17 protein-coding genes and 1 pseudogene are annotated in these 21,942 nt (G+C 74.9%); 8 read left to right on the plus strand and 10 right to left on the minus strand.

The features are described 5' to 3' along the window. The first annotated feature begins 100 nt into the window (after positions 1 to 100). On the plus strand, positions 101 to 2,266 hold the full coding sequence (gene malQ, locus QNH85_RS09240) for a 4-alpha-glucanotransferase (protein ID WP_282945937.1): 2,166 nt from the start codon (positions 101 to 103) through the stop codon (positions 2,264 to 2,266). Between the two features lie 21 nt (positions 2,267 to 2,287). Further along, complete coding sequence (locus QNH85_RS09245) at positions 2,288 to 2,836, plus strand: P-loop NTPase family protein (protein ID WP_282945939.1); 549 nt, start codon at positions 2,288 to 2,290, stop codon at positions 2,834 to 2,836. A 44-nt stretch (positions 2,837 to 2,880) separates the two neighbouring features. On the opposite strand, the gene pepN is transcribed toward QNH85_RS09245, so the two are convergent. Beyond that, a complete protein-coding gene (gene pepN, locus QNH85_RS09250; RefSeq protein ID WP_282945941.1) occupies positions 2,881 to 5,508 on the minus strand; it encodes an aminopeptidase N in 2,628 nt (875 codons plus the stop codon). Positions 5,509 to 5,788: 280 nt separating this feature from the next. Between pepN and QNH85_RS09255 the strand changes: the two genes are divergently transcribed. Together QNH85_RS09255 and QNH85_RS09260 are read left to right on the plus strand one after the other, a co-directional pair. Then, entirely contained in the window at positions 5,789 to 6,415 is a 627-nt protein-coding gene (locus QNH85_RS09255; protein WP_282945943.1) for a mycothiol-dependent nitroreductase Rv2466c family protein, read from the plus strand. 77 nt (positions 6,416 to 6,492) lie between these two features. After that, on the plus strand, positions 6,493 to 7,038 hold the full coding sequence (locus tag QNH85_RS09260) for a hypothetical protein (protein ID WP_282945945.1): 546 nt from the start codon (positions 6,493 to 6,495) through the stop codon (positions 7,036 to 7,038). A 116-nt stretch (positions 7,039 to 7,154) separates the two neighbouring features. On the opposite strand, the gene QNH85_RS09265 is transcribed toward QNH85_RS09260, so the two are convergent. Beyond that, positions 7,155 to 9,131 carry a M13 family metallopeptidase gene (locus QNH85_RS09265; protein WP_282945947.1) on the minus strand — a complete coding sequence of 659 codons (1,977 nt, stop codon included), beginning with the start codon at positions 9,129 to 9,131 and terminating at the stop codon, positions 7,155 to 7,157. Positions 9,132 to 9,272: 141 nt separating this feature from the next. Here QNH85_RS09265 and QNH85_RS09270 point away from each other — a divergent pair, with 141 nt between their 5' ends. Then, positions 9,273 to 9,725: a ribose-5-phosphate isomerase gene (locus QNH85_RS09270; protein ID WP_213281822.1), complete on the plus strand. Its 453-nt coding sequence runs from the start codon at positions 9,273 to 9,275 to the stop codon at positions 9,723 to 9,725. Between the two features lie 12 nt (positions 9,726 to 9,737). Here the strand turns inward: QNH85_RS09270 and QNH85_RS09275 are convergent, their stop codons facing one another. Beyond that, complete coding sequence (locus QNH85_RS09275) at positions 9,738 to 11,006, minus strand: GNAT family N-acetyltransferase (RefSeq protein ID WP_282945964.1); 1,269 nt, start codon at positions 11,004 to 11,006, stop codon at positions 9,738 to 9,740. A gap of 116 nt (positions 11,007 to 11,122) precedes the next feature. Between QNH85_RS09275 and QNH85_RS09280 the strand changes: the two genes are divergently transcribed. Both QNH85_RS09280 and QNH85_RS09285 read left to right on the plus strand, forming a co-directional pair. Then, positions 11,123 to 12,235 (plus strand): SpoIIE family protein phosphatase, encoded by a 1,113-nt coding sequence (locus QNH85_RS09280; RefSeq protein WP_282945966.1) that lies wholly within the window; start codon positions 11,123 to 11,125, stop codon positions 12,233 to 12,235. 6 nt (positions 12,236 to 12,241) lie between these two features. Next, positions 12,242 to 12,571: an MGMT family protein gene (locus tag QNH85_RS09285; protein WP_282945967.1), complete on the plus strand. Its 330-nt coding sequence runs from the start codon at positions 12,242 to 12,244 to the stop codon at positions 12,569 to 12,571. Positions 12,572 to 12,629: 58 nt separating this feature from the next. Here QNH85_RS09285 and QNH85_RS09290 read toward each other — a convergent pair whose 3' ends face one another. Further along, on the minus strand, positions 12,630 to 14,153 hold the full coding sequence (locus tag QNH85_RS09290) for an MFS transporter (protein ID WP_282945969.1): 1,524 nt from the start codon (positions 14,151 to 14,153) through the stop codon (positions 12,630 to 12,632). 135 nt (positions 14,154 to 14,288) lie between these two features. On the opposite strand from QNH85_RS09290, the gene QNH85_RS09295 reads away from it, so the two are divergent. Next, on the plus strand, positions 14,289 to 14,963 hold the full coding sequence (locus QNH85_RS09295; protein WP_282945971.1) for a TetR/AcrR family transcriptional regulator: 675 nt from the start codon (positions 14,289 to 14,291) through the stop codon (positions 14,961 to 14,963). Between the two features lie 33 nt (positions 14,964 to 14,996). Here QNH85_RS09295 and QNH85_RS09300 read toward each other — a convergent pair. The 6 genes and pseudogenes from QNH85_RS09300 to QNH85_RS09325 all read right to left on the minus strand — a co-directional run. Continuing rightward, positions 14,997 to 15,476 (minus strand): annotated as a pseudogene (locus QNH85_RS09300) (CoA-binding protein); the annotation flags it as partial. 33 nt (positions 15,477 to 15,509) lie between these two features. Further along, complete coding sequence (locus tag QNH85_RS09305; RefSeq protein WP_282945973.1) at positions 15,510 to 16,964, minus strand: O-acetylhomoserine aminocarboxypropyltransferase/cysteine synthase family protein; 1,455 nt, start codon at positions 16,962 to 16,964, stop codon at positions 15,510 to 15,512. Next, the gene (gene acs / locus QNH85_RS09310) at positions 16,961 to 19,048 is read right to left on the minus strand and encodes an acetate--CoA ligase (RefSeq protein ID WP_282945975.1); all 2,088 of its coding nucleotides are present in this window, start codon (positions 19,046 to 19,048) and stop codon (positions 16,961 to 16,963) included. The genes QNH85_RS09305 and acs overlap by 4 nt, the downstream gene beginning before the upstream one ends. After that, positions 19,045 to 19,932: an ABC transporter permease gene (locus tag QNH85_RS09315; RefSeq protein ID WP_282945976.1), complete on the minus strand. Its 888-nt coding sequence runs from the start codon at positions 19,930 to 19,932 to the stop codon at positions 19,045 to 19,047. Before QNH85_RS09315 ends, acs begins: the two co-directional genes overlap by 4 nt. Before the next feature lie 12 nt (positions 19,933 to 19,944). Continuing rightward, positions 19,945 to 20,946: an aliphatic sulfonate ABC transporter substrate-binding protein gene (locus tag QNH85_RS09320; RefSeq protein WP_428830386.1), complete on the minus strand. Its 1,002-nt coding sequence runs from the start codon at positions 20,944 to 20,946 to the stop codon at positions 19,945 to 19,947. Positions 20,947 to 21,060: 114 nt separating this feature from the next. Next, positions 21,061 to 21,909 carry an ABC transporter ATP-binding protein gene (locus tag QNH85_RS09325; RefSeq protein ID WP_282946002.1) on the minus strand — a complete coding sequence of 283 codons (849 nt, stop codon included), beginning with the start codon at positions 21,907 to 21,909 and terminating at the stop codon, positions 21,061 to 21,063. Between the last annotated feature and the right edge of the window lie 33 nt (positions 21,910 to 21,942).

Raw genomic sequence — 21,942 nt, forward strand, 5'->3', positions numbered from 1 at the left:
GCGCGCCACCCTACGGCGCGGCGCGCCGCCACCCGCCGTCGTCCCCGCGCTGGTCGGTGGGGCCCGGGCGCCGTCGCGTCCCCTCTGGCAGGATCGGCACGTGGCCGCACCGACACCGCCGTCCGAGTCCCTCGTCCGCCTCGCGGAGGCGCACGGGATCACCCCGCAGTTCGAGTCGTTCGCCGGCGAGATGCAGCAGGTCGACGCGCCGACGCTGGTGGACGTGCTCGGTGCGCTCGGCGTGGACGCCACGTCGCCGGAGCGCGTCGAGGTGGCCCTCCAGCACGCCGAGGACACCCCGTGGCGCCGCGTCCTGCCGCCCGTGCTCGTGACGCGGCAGTCCGAGCAGACGCACGTGCCGGTGCACGTCACCCATGGCGACCCCGTCCGGGCCTGGGTCGAGATCGACGCCGCCGAGGGCCGCGGCCGCCGCGCCGCCGGTGCGGTCACCGAGCGCGTCGAGCTCGAGCAGGCCGACGTCTACCTGGACCCGCGGACCGTCGACGGCCGCCAGGTCGGCCGCGCCACCTTCGTCGTGCCGGCGGGCCTGCCGCTCGGCTGGCACCTGCTGCGCACCAGCGGGCCGTCGGGCGAGGCCGCCAGCCCGCTCGCCGTCACCCCGGACCGCCTCGACCTGCCCGCGGGCCTCGCGGACCCCGACGCGCGCCGCGCCTGGGGCCTGATGGTGCAGCTGTACTCGGTGCGCTCCCGGCAGTCCTGGGGCGCCGGAGACCTGCGCGACCTCGCGGACCTCGCGTGGCTGTCGGGGCACGAGGCCGGCGCGCAGTTCCTGCTGATCAACCCGCTGCACGCCGCCGAGCCGGTGCCGCCGCTGACGCCGTCGCCGTACCTGCCGACCACCCGGCGGTTCGTGAACCCGCTGTACCTGCGCGTCGAGGACGTGCACGAGACCGCGTACCTGTCGTCGGCCGACCGCGCGCTGGTCGAGTGGTCCGCCGAGCAGGCCCTGGCGCTCGACTCCGACGACGGCCCCATCGACCGCGACGTCGTGTGGGCGGCGAAGAAGGCGGCGCTCGAGGTCGTGTTCGCCGTCCCGCGCACGCCGGCGCGGCAGTCCGCGTTCGACGACTTCCGCCGCCGCGAGGGCCGCGGGCTCGAGGACTTCGCGCTGTGGTGCGCCCTCGTCGAGAAGCACGGCCCGCCCCCGTGGGGCGCGGACCTGCGCGACCCCGCGTCGCCGGGTGCCCTGCGGGCGCGCACCGAGCTGGCCGACCGGGTGCAGTTCTTCTGCTGGCTGCAGTGGCTGGCCGACGAGCAGCTCGCGACGGCCCAGCGCACCGCGCACGAGGCCGGGATGTCCCTGGGCGTCATGCACGACCTCGCGGTCGGCGTGCACCCCGCGGGCGCCGACGCCTGGGCGCTCGGCACCGTCCTGGCGCGCGGCGCGTCGGTCGGCGCGCCGCCGGACATGTACAACCAGCAGGGCCAGGACTGGTCGCAGCCGCCGTGGCACCCGGCGGAGCTCGAGCGCGTCGCGTACCGGCCGTACCGGGACATGCTCCGGACGGTCCTGCGGCACGCGGGCGCGGTGCGGATCGACCACATCATCGGCCTGTTCCGGCTGTGGTGGATCCCGCAGGGCAACAAGCCTGCCGACGGCACGTACGTCCGGTACGACCACGACGCGATGATCGGCATCCTCGCGCTCGAGGCGCACCGCGCCGGGGCGGTCGTGATTGGGGAGGACCTGGGCAACGTCGAGCCGTGGGTGCGGGACTACCTGTCCGAGCGCGGCGTGCTCGGGACGTCGATCCTCTGGTTCGAGAAGGACGGCGAGGGCCGGCCGCTGCCGCCCGACGCGTACCGCCGCCTGGCGCTGGCCTCCGTCACCACGCACGACCTGCCGCCGACCGCCGGGTACCTCGCCGAGGAGCACGTCGCGCTGCGGGAGCGGCTCGGTCTGCTGACGGAGCCCGTGGAGCAGGTGCGCAGGGCCGCCCGCGAGGAGCGCGAGACCATGCTCGCCGTGCTGCGCGAGCACGGGCTGCTCGGCGACGACCCCTCCGAGCGCGAGGTCGTCGAGGCGCTGCACCGGTACGTCCTGCGCACCCCGAGCGTCCTGGTCGGCGTCTCGCTCGCCGACGCGGTGGGGGAGCGGCGCGCGCAGAACCAGCCCGGGACGGACAACGAGTACCCCAACTGGCGGGTCCCGCTCGCGGACGGCGCCGGGAGCCTGGTGCCGATCGACGACCTGTTCGCGAACGCGCGGTTCCGGTCGCTCGCCGCGGTCCTCGCGGAGGGCTGAGCGGCCGCTACGCTCGCCCGCATGACGCCGTGGCCGCCCCGCCGCGTCCGCGTGGTGGGCAACAGCGGCGCGGGGAAGACGACCTTCGCGCGGGCGCTCGCGGACCGGCTCGGCGTCCCGCACCGGGAGCTCGACGAGGTGTTCTGGGGCCCGGGGTGGGTGCACAAGGACCCGGAGGCCGGGCGGGAGATCCTGCGGGAGTTCCTGGCGGCGTCACCCGGCGGCTGGGTGGTCGACGGGAACTGGAACACCGCGCGCGGCGGGCTCGCCGACGACGTCGACCTGCTGGTGTGGCTGGACTACCCGCGGTGGCTCGTCATGGGGCGGGTGGTCCGGCGCACGCTCGTGCGCGGTGCGCTGCGCCGTGAGCTCTGGCACGGGAACCGCGAGGACCTGCGGTCGCTCGTGCGCCGCGAGCCGGACCACAACATCGTGCTGTGGTCGTGGACGCAGCACGCCGCCTACCGCGAGCAGTACCGGCGCGTCGCCGCCGCGAGGGCCGTGCCCGTCGTGCGGCTGACCAGCCCCCGCGCCGCCCGCCGCTGGCTGGCGGCGCTCCCGGCGGGCTGAGCACCGCCGGGAGCGCGCCGCCGGGAGCGCGCCGGGACGTCCCGTCAGGCCTCGTGGTAGTGGCGGTCCGCGGCCTGCGCGGCGAGCGTGCGCCGGACGCCGTCGCGGGCCTCGACCACCAGGCGACGCAGCGCGGGGGCTGCGTCCGGGTGGGCGGCCAGCCACGCGTCGGTGATGCCGGGCACGTCGGCCTCGGCGTCGTCCGCCAGCTCCGTCGGGTACAGGCCCGTGATGATGTTCTGCGCCATCTCGCTGGTCCGGTCGGCCCAGACCCGCTCGAGCGCCTCGAAGTACGGCGCGACGAACGGGCGGAGCAGCGCGCGGTCGTGCACCCGGCCGAAGCCGTTGATCGTCGCGGCCTGCAGGGCGTTCGGCAGGGAGTCGGACTCCACGACCGCGGCCCACGCGGCGGCCTTGGCCTCCGCGGTGGGGATCGCGGCGCGGGCGGCCGCGGCGGCGCGCTGGCCGGTCGCGGTGGGGTCCGCCTCGAGCTGCGCGTCGATCTGGTCGGCGCCCGCGCGCCCGCCGGTGACCAGCGAGGTGAGCAGCTCCCAGCGCAGGTCGGTGTCGATGGACAGGCCGTCCAGCCGGGTGCCGCCGTCCAGCAGCGCCGCGACCGCGTCGAGCTGCTCGGGGGTGCTCGCGCGGGCGGCGAACGCCTTGACGAGCTGCAGCTGCGTGTCGGAGCCGCCGGCCGCGTCGGTCGCCAGCGTCCAGAGCGTGTCCGCCGCGGCGACCTCGGTCGCCCGGCGGTGCTCGGCCGCGACGTACAGGTCCAGCGCGGTGTGCAGCTGCCGCAGCAGCACGAGCACGACCGAGGAGTCGGTCTCGTGCGCGATGTTGTTCAGCAGCAGGTCCACGTAGTCGCGGGCCGGCGTCTCGCCGTCGCGGGTCGCGTCCCAGACCGCCGTCCACACGAGGGTCCGCGGCAGGGAGTCCGCGAAGCCGCCGAGGTGCGCGACGGCGGTGGCGAGCGACCGCTCGTCCAGGCGGACCTTCGCGTAGGCGAGGTCCTCGTCGTTGAGCAGCAGCAGGTCGGGGCGGCGGGCGCCGACCAGCTCGGGGACCTCGGTGCGCTCGCCGTCCACGTCGAGCTCCACGCGGACCGTCCGCTCCAGGCGGGGGCCGTCCTCGCCGGTCACGACGTCGTAGCCGCCGACCACGAGGCGGTGCGGGCGCTGCACCGGGTGCGTCGACGGCACCTCCTGCCGGACGGCGAGCGCGGTGATCCGCTCGACGCCGTCCGCGCCGACCTCCGAGGCGATCTCGGGGCGCAGCAGGGTGACGCCGGACTGCTCCAGCCAGAGCGACGACCACGCCGACAGGTCGCGGCCGCTGGTCGCCTCGAGCTCGGTGAGCAGGTCCCGGAGCTCGGTGTTGCCCCACGCGTGCTTCGCGAAGTAGGAGCGCACCCCGGCGAAGAACTGCTCCTGGCCGACCCACGCGACGAGCTGCTTGAGGACGCTGGCGCCCTTGGCGTAGGTGATGCCGTCGAAGTTCACCTCGACGTCCTCGAGGTCCCGGATGTCCGCCGCGATGGGGTGCGTGCTCGGCAGCTGGTCCTGGCGGTACGCCCAGCCCTTCTCCAGCGAGGAGAACGTCGTCCACGCCGTCGTCCAGCGGGTCGCCTCGGCGGTCGCGAGGGTGGAGGCGTACTCGGCGAACGACTCGTTCAGCCACAGGTCGTCCCACCAGCGCATCGTCACGAGGTCGCCGAACCACATGTGCGCCAGCTCGTGCAGGATCGTCACCGCGCGGCGCTCGACCGTCGCCTCCGGCACCTTGGACCGGAAGACGTAGGACTCCAGGAACGTCACCGCGCCGGCGTTCTCCATCGCGCCCGCGTTGAACTCCGGCACGAAGAGCTGGTCGTACTTGGCGAACGGGTACGGGAAGGCGAACTGCTCCTCGTAGAACGCGAACCCGGCGCGCGTGATGTCGAGGATGTTGTCGGTGTCGAGGTGCTGCGCGAGCGAGCCGCGGCAGTACACGCCCAGGGGGATCGTGCGGCCGTCGCTGCTGGTCAGCTCGCCGTGCTCGTGGTGGTACGGGCCCGCGACGACCGCCGTGATGTACGACGCGATGCGCGGGGTCGGCTCGAACGTCCAGGTCGCGACGCCCTTGTCGGCGCCGCCGTTGCGGTTGCTGCCGCCCTCGACGGGCACGGGGTCGCCCACGGCGGGGGAGTTCGACACCACGGCCCAGTGCGCCGGGGCGGTGACGGTGAACCGGAACGTCGCCTTGAGGTCGGGCTGCTCGAACACCGCGAACACGCGCCGGGAGTCCGCGACCTCGAACTGCGAGTACAGGTAGACCTCGTCGTCGACCGGGTCGACGAACCGGTGCAGGCCCTCGCCCGTGTTCATGTAGGCGGCGTCGGCGACGACGAGCACCTCGTTCTGCTCCGCGAGGCCGTCCAGCCGGATCCGCGACTCCGCCACGACGTCCGCCGGGTCGAGCTCCGTGCCGTTGAGCACCACGCGGTGCACGGCCGGCGCGATGAGGTCGAGGAACGTGCTCGCCCCCGCCTCGCGGCTCGTGAACCGGACGGTCGTGGTGGACGCGAACGTCGCCGGGCCCGTCGTCAGGTCCAGGGCGACGTCGTACGACTGCACGTCGACCAGCGCGGCCCGGGTACGGGCCTCGTCGCGGGTCAGGTTCTCAGCGGGCACGCGGATGTCTCCTCGGGTTCGGGTCAGGCGGCCGTCGCCGCATCATTCCACCAACCGGCGGGTGCGTGCGCCGCGCGGGCGCTGTCCGCGGGCGGCCCCCGCGAGCGGGCCGTCGCGCGCCGCACACCGCCGCCCGGGTGACAGCGACCCCCCGTTCCGGGGCATGATGGCGGGCGCGGCTGTTCCGTCCGGGGTGGCCGCCGCCCGCAGGACCCGAGCACGACCCCGAGCACCACCCGCACCGCCCGACCGCAGCAGCCGCCCCGTGAGGAGCCCCTCCGTGACCGACACGCACGCGCCCGTCGCACGCGACACCGCCGACTTCTGGTTCGACCCCGCCTGCCCGTGGGCGTGGATGACGTCGCGGTGGATGGACGAGGTGCAGCGGGTCCGGGACGTCGACGTGCGCTGGCACGTGATGAGCCTGTCGGTGCTCAACGAGGGCCGGGACCTGCCCGAGGAGTACCGCGCGCTGATGGATGACTCCTGGGGGCCGGTGCGGGTGCTCACCGCCGCGAAGGAGCTCTACGGGGCCGAGCACCTCAAGCCGCTGTACGACGCGATGGGCACCCGGCGGCACCCGGGCGGCCGCAAGGACACCTCCGCGATCATCCGGGAGGCCCTCGACGAGGCCGGCCTGCCCGCGTCGCTCGCCGCGTACGCCGACACCGACGAGTTCGACGAGCAGCTGCGCGGCTCGCACGCCGAGGCCATCGCCCTGGTCGGCGACGAGGTGGGCACGCCCGTGGTGGCCGTGAACGGCACCGCGTTCTTCGGCCCCGTCATGACGCCGGCGCCGAAGGGCGAGGACGCCGGGCGGCTCTGGGACGGCTTCGTCCTCGTCACGGGCGTCCCGGGCTTCTACGAGCTCAAGCGCACCCGCACCAAGGGCCCCGTCTTCGACTGAGCGGCACCGGTCCCAGAACGATCCGGCGGGACGCGGGCGACGTCGCCCGCGGACCGCTCCCCACCGGGAGGTAGGACATGGCAGCCCTGGCGAGCTTGAGCCGCGGCATGAAGATCTTCCTGACCGTCGACGCGCTGCTCCTGATCGCGCTCGTCCTCGTCGCGATCTCCGTGCTCGGCGGCGGGTCCGACCAGGCCGGTGACGAGCCCGGCGGCGGGTCGAGCCCGTCCCAGAGCGCCGGGTCGGGCGCCACCGACGGGGCGACCGACGCCGGCGCGCAGTCGTTCGCGTCCCCGACGGGCAACATCTCGTGCACCATGTCGCCCGACGGCGTCACGTGCTCGATCGCGAACAAGCAGTTCGACGTGCCGGCCGCCGAGGGCTGCACCGGCACCACCGGGCACGTCATCGTGCTCAACACCTCGGACGGGCTGACCACGCCGTGCGTCGAGGGGCCCGCCCCCGCCGTGGCCTCCGCCGACGTCCCGGTGCTGGAGTACGGCAGCTCGCAGACCGTCGGGCCCTACACGTGCACGAGCGCGTCGAACGGCATGTCCTGCGTGGTCGACGAGACCGGCGAGGGGTTCCGCGTCGCGACGGCGGCGCTGACCACGCTGCCGTGACCACGCTGCCGTGACCACGCGGCCCTGACGCCGCGCTGACCCCGCCGCCCTGACGCCGACGGCCGCGCCCCGGGGACCTCCCCCGTGGCGCGGCCGTCCGGCTCAGGACCCGCGCGTCACCAGATCCGGACGCGCTCCTCGGGGGCGAGGTACAGGCCGTCGCCGGGCTGCACGTCGAACGCGGCGTAGAACTCGTCGACGTTGCGGACCACCGCGTTGCAGCGCACCTCGTCGGGGGAGTGCGGGTCGACCGCGAGGCGGCGGATGATCTCCTCGTCGCGGCCCTTCGCGCGCCACACCTGCGCCCAGCCGAGCAGCACCCGCTGGACGCCCGTGAGGCCGTCGACCTCCGGGGCCTCGTCCAGGGACGTGCCCAGGGCGATCCGGTACGCCTTCAGCGCGATCGAGAGGCCGCCGAGGTCGCCGATGTTCTCGCCGATGGTGAGCGCGCCGTTCACGTGGTGCGAGCCGTCGAGCTGGGCCGGGGAGAAGCCGTTGTACTGCTCGACGAGCGCGGACGTGCGCTTCTCGAACTCCGCGCGGTCGCTCTCCGTCCACCAGTCCTCGAGGCGGCCCTGGCCGTCGTACTTCGAGCCCTGGTCGTCGAAGCCGTGCCCGATCTCGTGGCCGATGACCGCGCCGATGCCGCCGTAGTTCACGGCGTCGTCCGCGTCGGCGTCGAAGAACGGCGGCTGCAGGATCGCAGCGGGGAACACGATCTCGTTCATGCCGGGGTTGTAGTAGGCGTTCACCGTCTGCGGCGTCATGAACCACTCGTCGCGGTCGATCGGCTTCCCGATCTTGCCGAGCTCGTGGTCCTGCTCGAACGCCGACGCCCGGCGGACGTTCCCGACGAGGTCGTCGGCGCGCAGCTCCAGGCCGGAGTAGTCGCGCCACTTGACCGGGTAGCCGATCTTCGGCGTGAAGGCGTCGAGCTTCGCGAGGGCCTTGGTCTTGGTCTCCTCGCCCATCCAGTCCAGCGCGGTGATGGACTCGCGGTACGCCTCGACCAGGTGCGCGACCAGCTGCTCCATCCGCTCCTTGTGCGCCGGCGGGAAGTGCCGGGCGACGTAGACCTCGCCGACGGCCTCGCCGAGCACGCCCTGCACCAGGGAGACGCCGCGCTTCCAGCGGTCGCGGAGCTCCTGCGCCCCCGTCAGCGTCCGGCCGTGGAAGTCGAAGTTCGCCTCGACCAGCTCGGACGACAGGTACGGCGCGCGGGAGGTGATCGCGTGGTACGCCAGCCACGCCTGCCAGTCCTCGACCGGCTCGGAGGCCCACAGCCCGGCGAACGTCGTGGCGAAGGACGGCTCCCGGACCACCAGGTCGTCCAGCGCGCCCGCCGGGGCGCCGAGGGCGCGCGCCCACGCGGTCCAGTCCAGGCCGGGCGCGGTGGTGGCGAGCTCGGCGAGCGTGGTCGGGTTGTAGGTGAGGTCGGCGTCGCGGTCCTTGACGACGTCCCAGTGCCCGGCGGCGATCTTCGTCTCCAGCGCGACCACCCGGCTCGCCGCGTCGTCGGCCGCGGCCTCGTCCGGCGCCCACCCGCCCAGGCGCAGCATCCGCGCGACGTGCGGCTGGTAGGCCGCCAGGACGGACGCGTACTGCTCGTCGCGGTAGTACGACTCGTCGGGCAGGCCCAGGCCGGACTGGTACAGGTAGACCACGTACCGCTCGGGGTCCTTCGCGTCGTTGTCGACCCAGAAGCCGGTCCCGCCGGCGGCGCCGGTGCGCTGCAGCGTGCCGAGCGCCTCGGTCAGGGCCTCGCGCGTGGTGGCGCCCTCGATCAGCGCGAGGTCGGGGCGCAGCGGCTCCGTGCCGGCGGCCTCGACGGCGTCGGTGTCCATGAAGCTCGCGTACAGCGCGCCGATCTGCGCCTGCACCCCGCCCGCGCCGGCCTGCTCCGCGGCCTCGGTGATGATGTCGCGGACCTGCTCCTCCGCCTGGTCGTGCAGGGCCCGGAACGAGCCGTCCATGGCGCGGTCCGCGGGGATGACGTGCTCGGCGACCCAGCGCCCGTTGACGTGGGCGTAGAGGTCGTCCTGGGGCCGGACGGCGGGGTCGAAGGCCGAGGTGTCGATGCCGCTGCGGGTCATGGTCGGGGGAGGTCCCTTCTGCCGAGGCGGTGCGCGAGCGCGCGCCACGAGCCAGCCTAGGACCCGCCGCCGACGCGCGGTCGCCGGTTCGCCGGCGGGACGTCCGCGCGCCTCCCGCGCGGTGTGCGGCAGGATGGCCCCATGCGTATCCATGTCGCCGCTGACCACGCCGGGTTCGAGCTGAAGGTCGCCCTGGTCGAGCACCTGCGCGCCGCCGGGCACGACGTCGTCGACCACGGGGCTCCCGAGTACGACCCGCAGGACGACTACCCGGCCGTGTGCTTCGCGGCGGGCGAGGCGGTCGTGGCCGACCCGGGCAGCCTGGGCGTCGTCATCGGGGGCTCGGGCAACGGCGAGCAGATCGCCGCGAACAAGGTGACGGGCGTGCGCGCCGCGCTGGCGTGGAACCTCGACACCGCGCGGCTGGGCCGCCAGCACAACGACGCGAACGTGGTCGCGATCGGCGCCCGGCAGCACTCGGTGGACGAGGCCCTCGAGCTGGTCGACGCGTTCGTCGCGGAGCCCTTCAGCCAGGACCCGCGCCACCAGCGCCGCATCGACCAGCTCGCGGCGTACGAGGCCGCGCGCGCCTGACGCGACCGCCCCTCAGAACACCCAGGGGCACACCGGCGCGACCGGCCAGCCGAACGCCGTCGACGCGCGGTGCAGCGTCTCGGCGCGGCCCGTGACCAGCCCGGCGCCGGCGAGCGCGGCCAGCGACCGCCCGCCGAGGTAGGCCGCGCCGAGCTCGCGCACGTCCAGCTCGAGCTCGGCCGCCCCCGTCGCCGGCTCGACCCGGGCGGCGTACGTCCCGTCCGCGCCGGCGTCCCCGGTGGTCAGCCGCCACGCGCCCGTGTTCCCCGGCAGCAGCGGGTCCCGCACGCCGAGGACGACGTCGACCGGGGCGGCGTACCGGCGGGCGGCCAGCGCCGCGGGGACGTCGAGCAGCCGCACCCACAGGTTGTCGCTCAGCTTCGGCACCGGCCTGCGCGTGTCGACGAGCAGGGCGAGCAGCGGGTCGTCCACGGCGAGGATGCCGGTCGTGACGGTCGCGGTCAGGTCGAGGTCCAGCAGGAACGACCACAGCCGGTGCGCCGCGGCGGCGTCGACGGCCGCCGACGACCGGACCTGCACGGGGTACTCCGGGCCGCCGTCGCCCCAGGTCTGCGTGCGGCGCACCAGGGCGTAGGCCCGCGGCTCGCCCGCGGCGTCGTGCACGGTGACCAGGCGGGCGGGCTCGCCGCCCCGGCGCCAGGCGGGCGGGTCGGCCACGGCGAGCCGGCGCAGGAGGTCCGAGCCACGGGGCAGCCACCCGGGGCGCCCGGTGCCCGCCGCGACGTGCACGGCGTCGACGAGGCCCTCGTGCGCGGTGGGGTCGAGCGTCGCGAACCGCACGGTCAGCTCCTGCGACCCGGGGACGTCCCGCAGCGCGGCGCCGCGGGGCACCGTCAGCCGCAGGTGGTCGCTCGCCGACCCGTACCCGAACCGGCCGTAGATCCCGGGCTCGGCGGCGAACAGCGCGGAGACCGGCTCGCCGCGCTCGAGCGACCGCTCGACGTGCGCCCGGATCATGGTCGCCAGCAGCCGTCGTCGCCGGTGGTCGGGCCGGACGCCCACCCAGGTGAGGCCCGCGCACGGCACCTCGCCGCCGGGGACCGGGAGCGAGAACGCGTACGAGCCGTGCACGGCGACCAGCTCGCCGGCGTCGGTCTCGACCCCCAGCGCCCGGTCGAGCGGGACGGCGAACGGCGCGGCGGCGTCCGTGGCGGGGTCGCGGTCGCCCTCCGCGAACGCCAGGGCGTCGACGCCGCGGTACTCCTCCAGGCGGTCCTCGGTGATCTCGGTCAGGCGGTAGCCGTCGGGCGCGGTGGTCATGGGGCCATCCTGTCGGCCAGCGGTCGCGGGCGGCACCCCGTTTTCGCAGGTCGGTGCCGTCGTCCCGCCGTCGCGTCATCCTGTCCAGCGCGGGCGCCCCCGGTTACCCTCACGACGTGACGCCCCCGGTCCCCGCGCCCCCGCCCTCGCGGCGCCGGCGTGCGACGAGCGCCCTCGAGCAGCTCCGGGCCCTGCTGCACCGGTGGGGGCTGGGCTCGCAGCAGGCGCTGACCACCCTGCTCGTGGGGCTGACCGTGCTGGCGTCCGCCGGGATCATCCACGCCCGGCCGTGGGTGCCGCCGTCGACGTTCATCCTCATCGAGCTGCTCGGCGCGTTCCTGCTGCGGCTGCGCGGGATGCTGGTGCTGTGCGTCGCGATCGTCGCGCAGGTGCTCGGGATCGCGTTCGCGGGGCTCGGCGAGTTCACGCCCGGGACGTACCTGCTGCAGGGCATCGCGATCGCCGCGCTGCTCGCGTTCACGGCGCACCGCGAGCGCCTGGGCCTGCAGGGCGCGCCCGGGGACCTGATGATCGTCGACCTGCGTGACCGGCTCGCCGCGCACGGGCAGGTCCCGGCGCTCCCGCACGGCTGGCACGTGGAGACGGCGATCCGGTCCGCGCACCGCGAGGCGTTCTCCGGCGACTTCGTGGTCAGCGCCGCCCGGGAGCACGGCGAGCTGCTGGAGATCGCGCTGGTCGACGTGTCGGGCAAGGGCCAGGACGCGGGCGTGCGGTCGCTGCAGCTGTCCGGGGCGCTCGCGGGGCTGATCGGCCAGCTGCCCAGCGCGGACTTCCTGCCCGCCGCGAACGCGTACCTGCTGGGACAGGACTGGGACGAGGGGTTCGCGACGGCCGTGCACCTCACCGTCCGGCTGGCGACGGGGGAGTACACGGTGGCGTCCGCCGGCCACCTGCCGCCCGTGCACCTGCACGCGGGGTCCGGGGTGGTCGAGCTGCTGAGCGGGCCGGGCGGCCCGGTGCTCGGCGTCGTGCCGAGCGCCCGGTTCCCCGTGCTGCGCGGCACGATCGACCCGGGCGACTGCCTGCTGCTGTACACCGACGGGCTGGTCGAGACCCCCGGCGGCGACCTCGACCTCGGCATCGACCGGCTGCGCGGCGCCGCGGAGGACGTCCTGGCGACCCGGCGGGGGGACGCCGAGGACGTCATCGCGAAGATCGGGGCCGGCGAGGGCGACGACCGGGCGCTCCTCGTCGTGCGGCGGGGCTGAGCGGGCGTGGACGAGGCGTACCTCGAGGCGGTGCTCGACCTGGTCGAGGCGATCCCGGCCGGCCGCGCCATGACGTACGGCACCGTCGCGGAGGTGGTGGCCGACCGGTTCGTCGCCGAGGGGCTGCCCGCGCGGGGCGGGCCCCGACAGGTGGGGCAGGTGATGTCGCGCGGCGGCTCCGGGGTGCCGTGGTGGCGGGTGGTCAACGCCGCCGGCGCGCCTCCCGCCCACCACGCGCGGGCCGCCCTGGAGCACCTGCGCGCCGAGGGGACCCCGCTGAACGCCGACGGGACCCGGGTGGCGCTGCGGCGCGCGATCTGGTTCCCGGACGACTGACGACGACGGCCGCCCGAGCGGGAGCCCGGGCGGCCGTCGGGCCGTGGTGCGGTCGCGGTCAGTGCGCGACCAGGACCTCCTGCGGTGCGGCCGACGGCTCGGCCGACGACTCGGCGGCCGCGAGGCGGGCGGCCCGGTCCGCGCGGGACCGGAACAGCAGCGCGGCGAGCACGGCGCCGCCGGCGAAGATCCCGGCCGACCACGCGTACGCGGTGTCGAAGCTGTGCAGCGCCGCCTCGGCCATGACCTCGGGCGTGGCGGGGGCGTGGTCGAGGACGTACGCCGTCGCCGCCGTGGTGGCGAGGGTGTTCAGCAGCGCGGTGCCGATCGCGCCGCCGACCTGCTGGCTGGTCGACACCAGCGCCGAGGCCGCACCGGCCAGCCGGGGCGGGACGCCGAGGGTCGCGAGCTGGAACGACGCCGGCATGATCGAGGCCATCCCGATGCCCATGAGCACGAGCCCGGGCAGCACGCGCACGTAGGAGCTGTCGGTCTCCAGCGCGGTGAACGTCAGCATCGCGGAGGCCGCGAGCAGCATGCCGATCGGCACGAGCACCTTCGGCCCGAACCGCGGGATCAGCAGGTTCGACTGGATCTGCGCCGTGACGATGATCGAGACGATCATCGGCAGGAACGCGACACCGGTCTGCATCGGCGTGAACCCGAGCGTCGACTGCAGGTAGTACGTGAGGAACAGGAAGACCCCGAACATCCCCGAGCCGGCGACGAGGATCGCGAGGAACGAGGCCCCGCGGTCGCGGTCCAGCACGACGTCGAGCGGCAGGACCGCGTTCGCCGCCGTGCGCTGGCGCAGGACGAACCCGACGAGCAGCAGGACGCTCGCCGCCAGCGGCACCCAGGTCAGCGGGGCGTCCCAGCCCTGCGGCTCGGCCTGGGAGAACCCGAGCACGAGCGAGAACAGGCCGAGCGAGCCGAGCAGCACGCCGGGCAGGTCGAGCCGGTGACCCGCGGCGCCGCCGGTGCGCGGCAGCAGCACGGCGCCGGCCACGAGGGCCACGGCGGCGATCACGACGTTGACGTAGAGGTTCCAGCGCCAGTCGAGGTTCTCGGTGAGGTAGCCGCCGAGCAGCAGGCCGATGGCGCCGCCCATGCCGGCGATGGCGCCGAAGATGCCGAACGCGCGGCCGCGCTCCTTCGGCAGGGTGAACGTGGTGGTCAGCACGGAGAGCGCCGCGGGGGCGAGCACGGCGCCGAACGCGCCCTGCAGGGCGCGGGCCCCGACCAGCAGCTCGAACGTCCCGGCGGCGCCGCCGAGCGCCGACGCGACGGCGAACCCGACGAGGCCGATCAGGAACATGCGGCGGCGGCCGAACATGTCCGACAGCCGCCCGCCGAGGAGCAGCAGGCTGCCGAAGGCGAGGGCGTAGGCGGTGACGATCCACTGCCGGTCGTTGTCGCTGAAGCCGAGCTCGGCCTGGGCGGACGGCATGGCGATGTTCACGATGGTCGCGTCGAGCACGACCATCAGCTGGGCGAGGGCGACGGTGGCCAGGACGAGCCAGCGGCGGCGGTCGGAGTGCACCGGCGCTGCGGGAGCGAGGGGCGATGCGGGCGAGGACATGGAGCTGCTCCGGGAAGGACGTCGGTGTGGGATGCACCGACCGTAAACCAAGACCGACCAGTTTCGAAACCCCTCAGTCTCGATTTGTTTCCGGCTGACGTGGCAGGCACAATGGCGGGGACGAGAGGAGCTCGTATGACCGCGCGCGACGACGCCGCCGTGACCGAGCCCGTGCCGGACGCCGCCACCGAGCCGACCCGCCGGCCCGGACGTCGGCGCGACGACTCCAAGGACGACGTCATCCTCCAGGCCGCGCGCGAGCTGCTGAGCGAGCGCGGCTACGACGGCATGACCATGGACGCCGTCGCGGAGCGCGCCGGGGCGGGGAAGTCCACCGTCTACCGGCGCTGGCCGTCGAAGGTGCAGCTCACCGTCGACAGCCTGCTGTGCAGCAAGCAGCTCACCATCGACGAGGTCCCCGAGACCGGCTCGCTCCGCGAGGACCTGCTGACCATCTTCACGATCGCCAGCCGCATGAAGAACGACGAGCTCATGTCGGGCGTGTTCACGGCGATCCGCGACGAGCCCGAGGTCCGGACGGTGTTCCACGAGCAGTTCGTGCTCGGCCGGGTGCGCCTCGCCCGCGCTGTGCTCGAGCGGGCCCGCCTGCGCGGCGAGACCGGTCCGGACGTGGACCTCGACATGCTCGCCGCCGTGGCTCCCGCGATGGTCCACTACCGCAAGGTCGTGGCGCACCTGCCGATGGACGCGGAGTTCGCGGAGCGGCTGATCGACAAGGTGATCCTGCCGCTGGCGACCGGCAGCATCACGGCCGCCCCCGACCCGGCGCTGGTCGCGGGCGCCCGGTAGCGCACGGACGTCCGCACCGCCGGAGGCCGGAGGTCAGAGCAGCGCGCGGCGGCTGCTGATCACGCCCGTGTCGAAGCCCGCGAGGTGCAGGCCGCCGTGGAACCGGGCGTGCTCGATCTTCACGCACCGGTCCATCACCACGGTCAGGCCCGCGGCCTCGGCGCGCGCCGCGACGTCCTCGTGCCACGACCCGAGCTGCAGCCACAGGCCCTTCGCGCCGACCGCGAGGGTCTCGTCCAGCACGGTCGGCAGGTCGTCGTGCCGGCGGAACACGTCCACCAGGTCCGGGACCACGGGCAGCGCGTCGAGCGAGGGGTAGACCGGCTGCCCGAGGATCTCCTTCTCGCGCGGGTTCACCAGGTACACGTCGTACGGCGCGCTGGACAGCAGGTACGTGGTGACGAAGTACGACGCGCGCGCGGGGTTGTTCGACGCCCCGGACGACCGCGATCGACCGGGTGCGGCGCAGCGCGCGAGGCGCTCCGGAGCGCTCGGGCCCTGCCAGGTGCGGGCGGGGGCCGGGGACCGCGGGGGTGGCCGGGGTGCTCATCGGGTGGCCTCCGGGAGGGTGCAGGCGTCGGCGCCCAGGCCGGTGACGGCGGCCCCGACGGCGGGTGCGGCGGGGACGGCGGCCGGCCGCCGCCGGGGCCGGGCCGACGCCGGTGCCGCCACCGGCGCCGGTGCCCGCGCCGCGGCGGTGGCCGCGGTGAGCGCCTGGTCGAGGTCCCAGAGGATGTCCTCGGGGTCCTCGATGCCGACGCTGATCCGCACCAGGTCCTCGGGCACTCCGGCGGCGGCGAGCTGCTCGGCGGACAGCTGCTGGTGGGTCGTCGAGGCCGGGTGGATGACGAGGGTGCGGGCGTCGCCGACGTTCGCGAGGTGGCTGGCGAGCTGCAGGTGCTCGATGAACCGGCGCCCCACCTCGCGGCCCTCGCGGTCGGGGGTCGCGGCGAGCCGGAACGCGAACACCGACCCCGGCCCGAGCGGCAGGTAGTGGGCGGCGCGCGCGTGGTGCGGGTGCGACGACAGGCCGGCCCACTGCACCGCGGTCACGCGCGGGTCGGCGTCGAGCCACTGCGCGACGGCCCGGGCGTTGGCCAGGTGGGCGTCGAGCCGCTGCGGCAGCGTCTCGACGCCCTGGAGCAGCTGGAAGGCGGACTGCGCGGACAGCGACGGGCCGATGTCCCGCAGCTGCTCGGAGCGGAGCTTGGTGAGGAACCCGTACTCCCCGAAGTTCTCCCACCACTTCACGTCGTTGTACGACGGGACGGGCTCCGTCATCTGCGGGAACTTGCCGTTGCCCCAGTCGAACCGCCCGGACTCGACGACGACGCCGCCGAGCGTGGTGCCGTGCCCGCCGAGGAACTTGGTCGCCGAGTGGATGACGATGTCAGCGCCGTGCTCGATCGGCCGCACCAGGTACGGGGTCGAGAGCGTGGAGTCGACCACCAGCGGGATGCCCGCCGCGTGCGCGACCTGGGCCAGGCCGGCCAGGTCGGCGACCTCGCCCGAGGGGTTCGCGACGACCTCGGTGTACAGCACCTTGGTCTCGGGGCGGATGGCCGCGGCGTAGTCGGCGGGGTCCGTCCCGGGCACGAACGTGGTCTCGACGCCGAACCGGCGCAGGGTCACGTCGAGCTGCGTCACCGTGCCGCCGTACAGCTGCGCGGAGGCGACGACGTGGTCCCCGGCGCCGACGAGCGCGGCGAACGTGATGAACTCCGCGGCCATGCCCGACGCGGTGGCCACGGCGCCGATGCCGCCCTCGAGGGACGCGATCCGCTCCTCGAACGCCGCGACCGTCGGGTTGCCGAGGCGCGAGTAGATGTTGCCGTACTTCTGCAGCGCGAACAGGTTCGCGGCGTCGGTGGTGTCGTTGAAGACGAACGACGTGGTCTGGTAGATCGGCACCGCGCGGGCGCCGGTCGCGGCGTCGGGGATCGCCCCGGCGTGCAGGGCGCGGGTGCGGAAGCCGAAGCGGTGCTCGTCGGGCGCGGTCATGCGGGGGTGGCCTCCTCGGCCGTGAGGTGGGGTGCGGGCGCGGCTGCCGTCACGGTAGCCGCACGGGGAAGGAGCGCGGCGACCTGGTCCACCGCCCACGGGTTCTGCAGGGACGTGACGTCGCCGAGCGGCCGGCCGTCGTGCAGGTCGGCGAGCAGGCGGCGCAGGATCTTGCCCGACCGGGTCTTGGGCACCTCGGGCACGACGAGCACGTGCCGCGGCTTGGCGACCGGCCCGATCTCCCGGGCGACCTGCGCCCGGAGGGTCTCGCGCAGGTCCTCGGCCGCGGCCCGCCAGGCGGCGACGTCCTCGACCGGCCCGGGCGCGACCGCGGGGACCACGAACGCCGCGACCGCCTGCCCGCCGACCGCGTCCGCGACGCCCGCGACCCCGGCCTCGCCGACGGCGGGGTGCGCGACCAGCGCGGACTCGATCTCGATGGTCGACAGCCGGTGCCCGGCGACGTTCACGACGTCGTCCACGCGCCCGAGCAGCCAGATGTCGCCGTCGGCGTCCCAGGAGGCGCCGTCGCCGGCGAGGAAGTACCCGTGCTGCGCGAACGGCCGCCAGTAGGAGTCGAGGTACCGCTGCGCGTCGCCCCACACCGTGCGCGCCATCCCGGGCCAGGGCCGGTCGATCACCAGGTACCCGCCGGACCCCCGCGGCACCTCGGCGCCGGCGTCGTCCACCACGCGGGCCGACAGCCCCGGCAGCGGGCGGGTCGCGGAGCCCGGCTTGAGGGTCGTGACGCCCGGCAGCGGCGCGATGACGGCCGCGCCGGTCTCGGACTGCCACCAGGTGTCGACCACGGGGGCGGTGCCGGCACCGAGCTGGTCGCGGAACCAGACCCACGCCTCGGGGTTGATGGCCTCGCCGACCGTCCCGAGCAGCCGGATGCTCGACAGGTCGTGCCCGGCGGGCAGGCCGTCCGGGAACCACGTCATGAAGGTCCGGATGAGCGTCGGCGCGGTGTAGTAGACGGTGACGCCGTACCGCTCGATGACCTCGAGGTGGCGCTCGCGGTGCGGGGTGTCGGGCGTGCCCTCGTAGATGACCTGCGTGAGCCCGTTGCTCAGGGGGCCGTAGATCTCGTAGGTGTGCGCGGTCACCCAGGCGAGGTCCGCGGTGCACCAGTGCACGTCGTCGGGCTTCGCGTCGAACATCGCCCAGTGGGTCCAGGACGCCTGGGTGAGGTAGCCGCCGGTGGTGTGCACCAGGCCCTTCGGCTTCCCCGTGGTGCCCGAGGTGTAGATGATGAAGAGCGGGTGCTCGGCGTCGAAGGCCTGCGCCTCGTGCACGGGGGACGCGGTGTCGACGACGTCGTGCCACCAGACGTCGCGGCCCTCGGTCCAGGCCACCTCCTGACCGGTGCGGCGCACGACCAGGACGTGCTCGACGTGGTCCAGGCCGTCGACCGCGGCGTCGGCGGCGGACTTCACCTCGACGGCCTGCCCGCGGCGGAACTGCCCGTCGCTGGTGACGAGCAGCTTCGCGCCCGTGTCCTGGACGCGGAACCGCACCGCCTCCGCGGAGAAGCCCCCGAACACGAGCGAGTGCACCGCGCCGATCCGGGCGACCGCGAGCGTCACGATCAGCGTCTCGGCGATCACCGGCAGGTAGACGACCACCCGGTCCCCGGGCCCGACGCCGAGGTCGGTGAGGGCGTTCGCGGCGCGGGAGACCTCCCGCTGCAGGTCGGCGTACGTGTACGAGCGGCGGTCGCCGCGCTCGCCCTCGGCGTGGAACGCGACCCGGTCGCCGCGGCCGGCGGCCACGTGCCGGTCGACGCAGTTCACCGCGGCGTTGAGCCGGCCGCCGACGAACCACTGCGCCTCCGGCACGGTCAGCTCGCCGTCCGGCCCGGGGACCGCGGGGGACCAGGTGTGCGCGGTGTGCCAGGGCTCCGCCCAGTCGAGGCGCCGGGCGGCGTCCTCCCAGAACCCGACCGGGTCCGACGCCGCGCGGGCCAGCAGGCGCGCGTGCTCGTCGGGGCCGATGTTCCAGTCGCCGGCGGGCGCGGGGAACGCCCGGGTCTCGGTCTGCAGCGCGTCGATCGTCGCGCCGGTCGTCACCGTGCTCGTCATGCCCACCTTCTCAGCAGCGACTTCTCGGCCAGGCCGATCAGCGCGTCGGTCGTCTTGCCCAGCAGCGCCAGCAGGACGATCGCGAGGATCATCCGGTCGACGCGGCCGTTGTTGCCGGAGTCCATCAGCAGGAAGCCGAGGCCCATCGACGAGGCGATGAGCTCCGCGGCCACCAGGAACAGCCACGACTGGGCCATCGCCAGCCGCAGGCCGGCCACCACCGACGGCACCGCCGCCGGGAGCTGCACCGCCGCCAGCAGGCGCGGCCCCCGCAGGCCGTACGCGCGCCCGGCCTCGACCAGCTGCGCGTCGACGTGCCGCAGCGCGGCGACCACCGTGGTGTAGACGGGGAAGAACGCGCCGATCGCGATCAGGGTCAGCTTGGACTCCTCGCCGATCTTCATCCAGAGGATCAGCAGCGGCACCCACGCGAGCGACGGCACCGCGCGGATCGCCCCGAGCGTCGGCTCGAGCAGTGCGCCGGTCAGCCGGGACAGGCCCACCACCGACCCGATCGCCAGGCCGAGCGCCGCGCCGATCAGGAAGCCGAGCACCACCCGCTGCGTCGAGATCGCCACGTACGGCCCGAGCAGCCCGCGCTCGGCGAGGTCGACGGCCGCCGTCCACACCGACGCCGGGCTGGGCAGCTGGTACGGCGCGACCAGGCCCGACGTCGTGACCACCTGCCACACGACCAGCAGGGCCACCGGCAGCACCAGCCCGAGCGCGAGCCGCACCGGGCGCCGCGCCAGCGGGCCCGACCCCGGGCGCGGGAGCACCGACGAGCTGAACGGGTTGAGGCCGGGCAGGGCGCGGCCGCGCGCGTCGGTCACCGGGGCGCTGGTGCCGGTCACGGTCACCGCACCGCTGAGCGACGGGGACATGGCTGCTCCTCGTCAGTCGGCGATGCTCGACGGGTCGGCGTCCTTCGCGAACGTCGGCTCGAACAGCTCGTCCAGGGCGGTGTCGATGAGGTCCTGGCTCGCGACGTCGCCGGACTCGACGAAGATCGGGCCGACGACCTCGAGCACCTCGCGCTGCGCCTCGCCCGGGACGGGGTCGATGTCCAGCGTGGTGCGCTCGGTGATGACCGTCTCCGCGACGGCCGGGTCGATGCCGGCGACCTCCGCGAGGATGCTCGCCACCTCGCCGGGGTTCTCCTGGGCCCACGCGCGCGCCTTCTCGTACGCGTCGACCACGACCTGCGCGAGGTCGGGGCTCGCGTCGAGGAACTCCTGCGTGGCGTTGAGGAACCCGTAGGTGTTGAAGTCGACGTTCCGGTACAGCAGCGTCGACCCGGCGTCCGCCTCGCTCGCCGCCATCAGCGGGTCCAGGCCGGACCAGGCGTCGACGGAGCCGTTCTCCAGGGCGGCCTTGCCGTCGGCGTGCTGCAGGTTCTGCACCTCGACGTCGGCCGGGTCGACGCCCGCCTCGTCGAGGGACTGCAGCAGGAAGAAGTAGGGGTCCGTGCCCTTCGTCGCGGCGACCGACCGGCCGGCCAGGTCCTCGACGCTGGTGATGTCCGAGCCGGCGGGCACCACCAGGGCCGCCCACTCGGGCTGCGAGTAGATGTCGATCGTGCGGATCGGGGAGCCGTTCGAGCGGGCGAGCAGCGCCGCCGAGCCCGCGGTGGAGCCCACGTCGATCGCCCCGGCGCGCAGCGCCTCGTTCGCCTTGTTCGACCCGGCGGACTGCACCCACTCGACCGTGACGTCGTCGCCGAGCGTCTCCTCGATCCAGCCCTGGTCCTTGATGACGAGGCTCAGCGGGTTGTACGTCGCAAAGTCGAGCGTGAGCGTGTCGGCGCTCCACCCCTCGGCGGCGGCGTCCGCGGCGTCGGGGGCGTCGGCCTGCGCCTGCGCCTCGCCCTCGCCGGCGACGCAGCCCCCGAGCAGCAGGGTCGCGGCGAGAGCGGCGACGCCGAGGGAGAGCGGTCGGCGGGCGGTCGGACGGCGCCACGGGGCGGCGGTGCGGGTGCGGTTTCGGGTGGGGCGGGCGGGTGGAGCGGGCGGTCAGATCGCGTGGTGCAGGTCGGGGTCGTGCCGGCGGTGGTGCGTGGCGACGCCCAGGCCGTCCAGCAGCTCCGCGCGGAGCTCGGCGAGCCGGCTGTCGGCGCGGTCGCGGGGACGCCGGCCCGGGACGTCGATGACGGAGCGGATGGACGTGCCGGTGCGCTCCGGCGAGCCGAGCAGCACGACCCGGTCGGCGAGGTACAGGGCCTCCTCGACGTCGTGGGTGACCAGAAGCACCGTCGTGGGCCGGCGGGCGTGCACGTCGAGCAGCAGGTCCTGCATCCGCAGCCGGGTCAGGGCGTCGAGCGCGCCGAACGGCTCGTCGAGCAGCAGCACCCCCGGCCGGCGGGCCAGCGCCCGGGCCAGCGACGCGCGCTGCGCCATGCCCCCGGACACCTGCCGCGGCCGCAGCCCCGCGGAGCCCGACAGGCCGACCAGCTCCAGCAGCCGGGCGACCTGCTCCCGGGCGGCCGCTCGCGGGGTGCCGCGCGGCACGCCGAGGGCGACGTTCTGGGCGAGCGTCCGCCAGGGGAGCAGGCGCGGCTCCTGGAACGCCACCGCGGTGCGCGGGTCGTAGGGGGCGACGGGCTCGCCGCCGAGCCCGAGCGATCCCGCGTCGGGGGCGTCCAGGCCGGCGACCTGCCGGAGCAGCGTCGACTTGCCGCACCCCGACGGGCCGATGACGGCGACGACCTCGCCCGCGGCGATCCGCAGGTCGACGCCCGCGAGCACGGGCCGGGGACCGGTCGGGGTGGCGAACGTGCGCGCGACGCCCCGCAGGTCGACGGGCAGGGCGGGGGCATCGGTGCCGGCGGCCGGCGGGGCCGAGGTGGTCGGTGCGTGCGTCATGGGGGTTCCCGGGACGTCGGGCCACCGGTGGGA

The organism is Cellulomonas endometrii (assembly GCF_949769265.1).
Taxonomy (GTDB): domain Bacteria; phylum Actinomycetota; class Actinomycetes; order Actinomycetales; family Cellulomonadaceae; genus Cellulomonas; species Cellulomonas endometrii.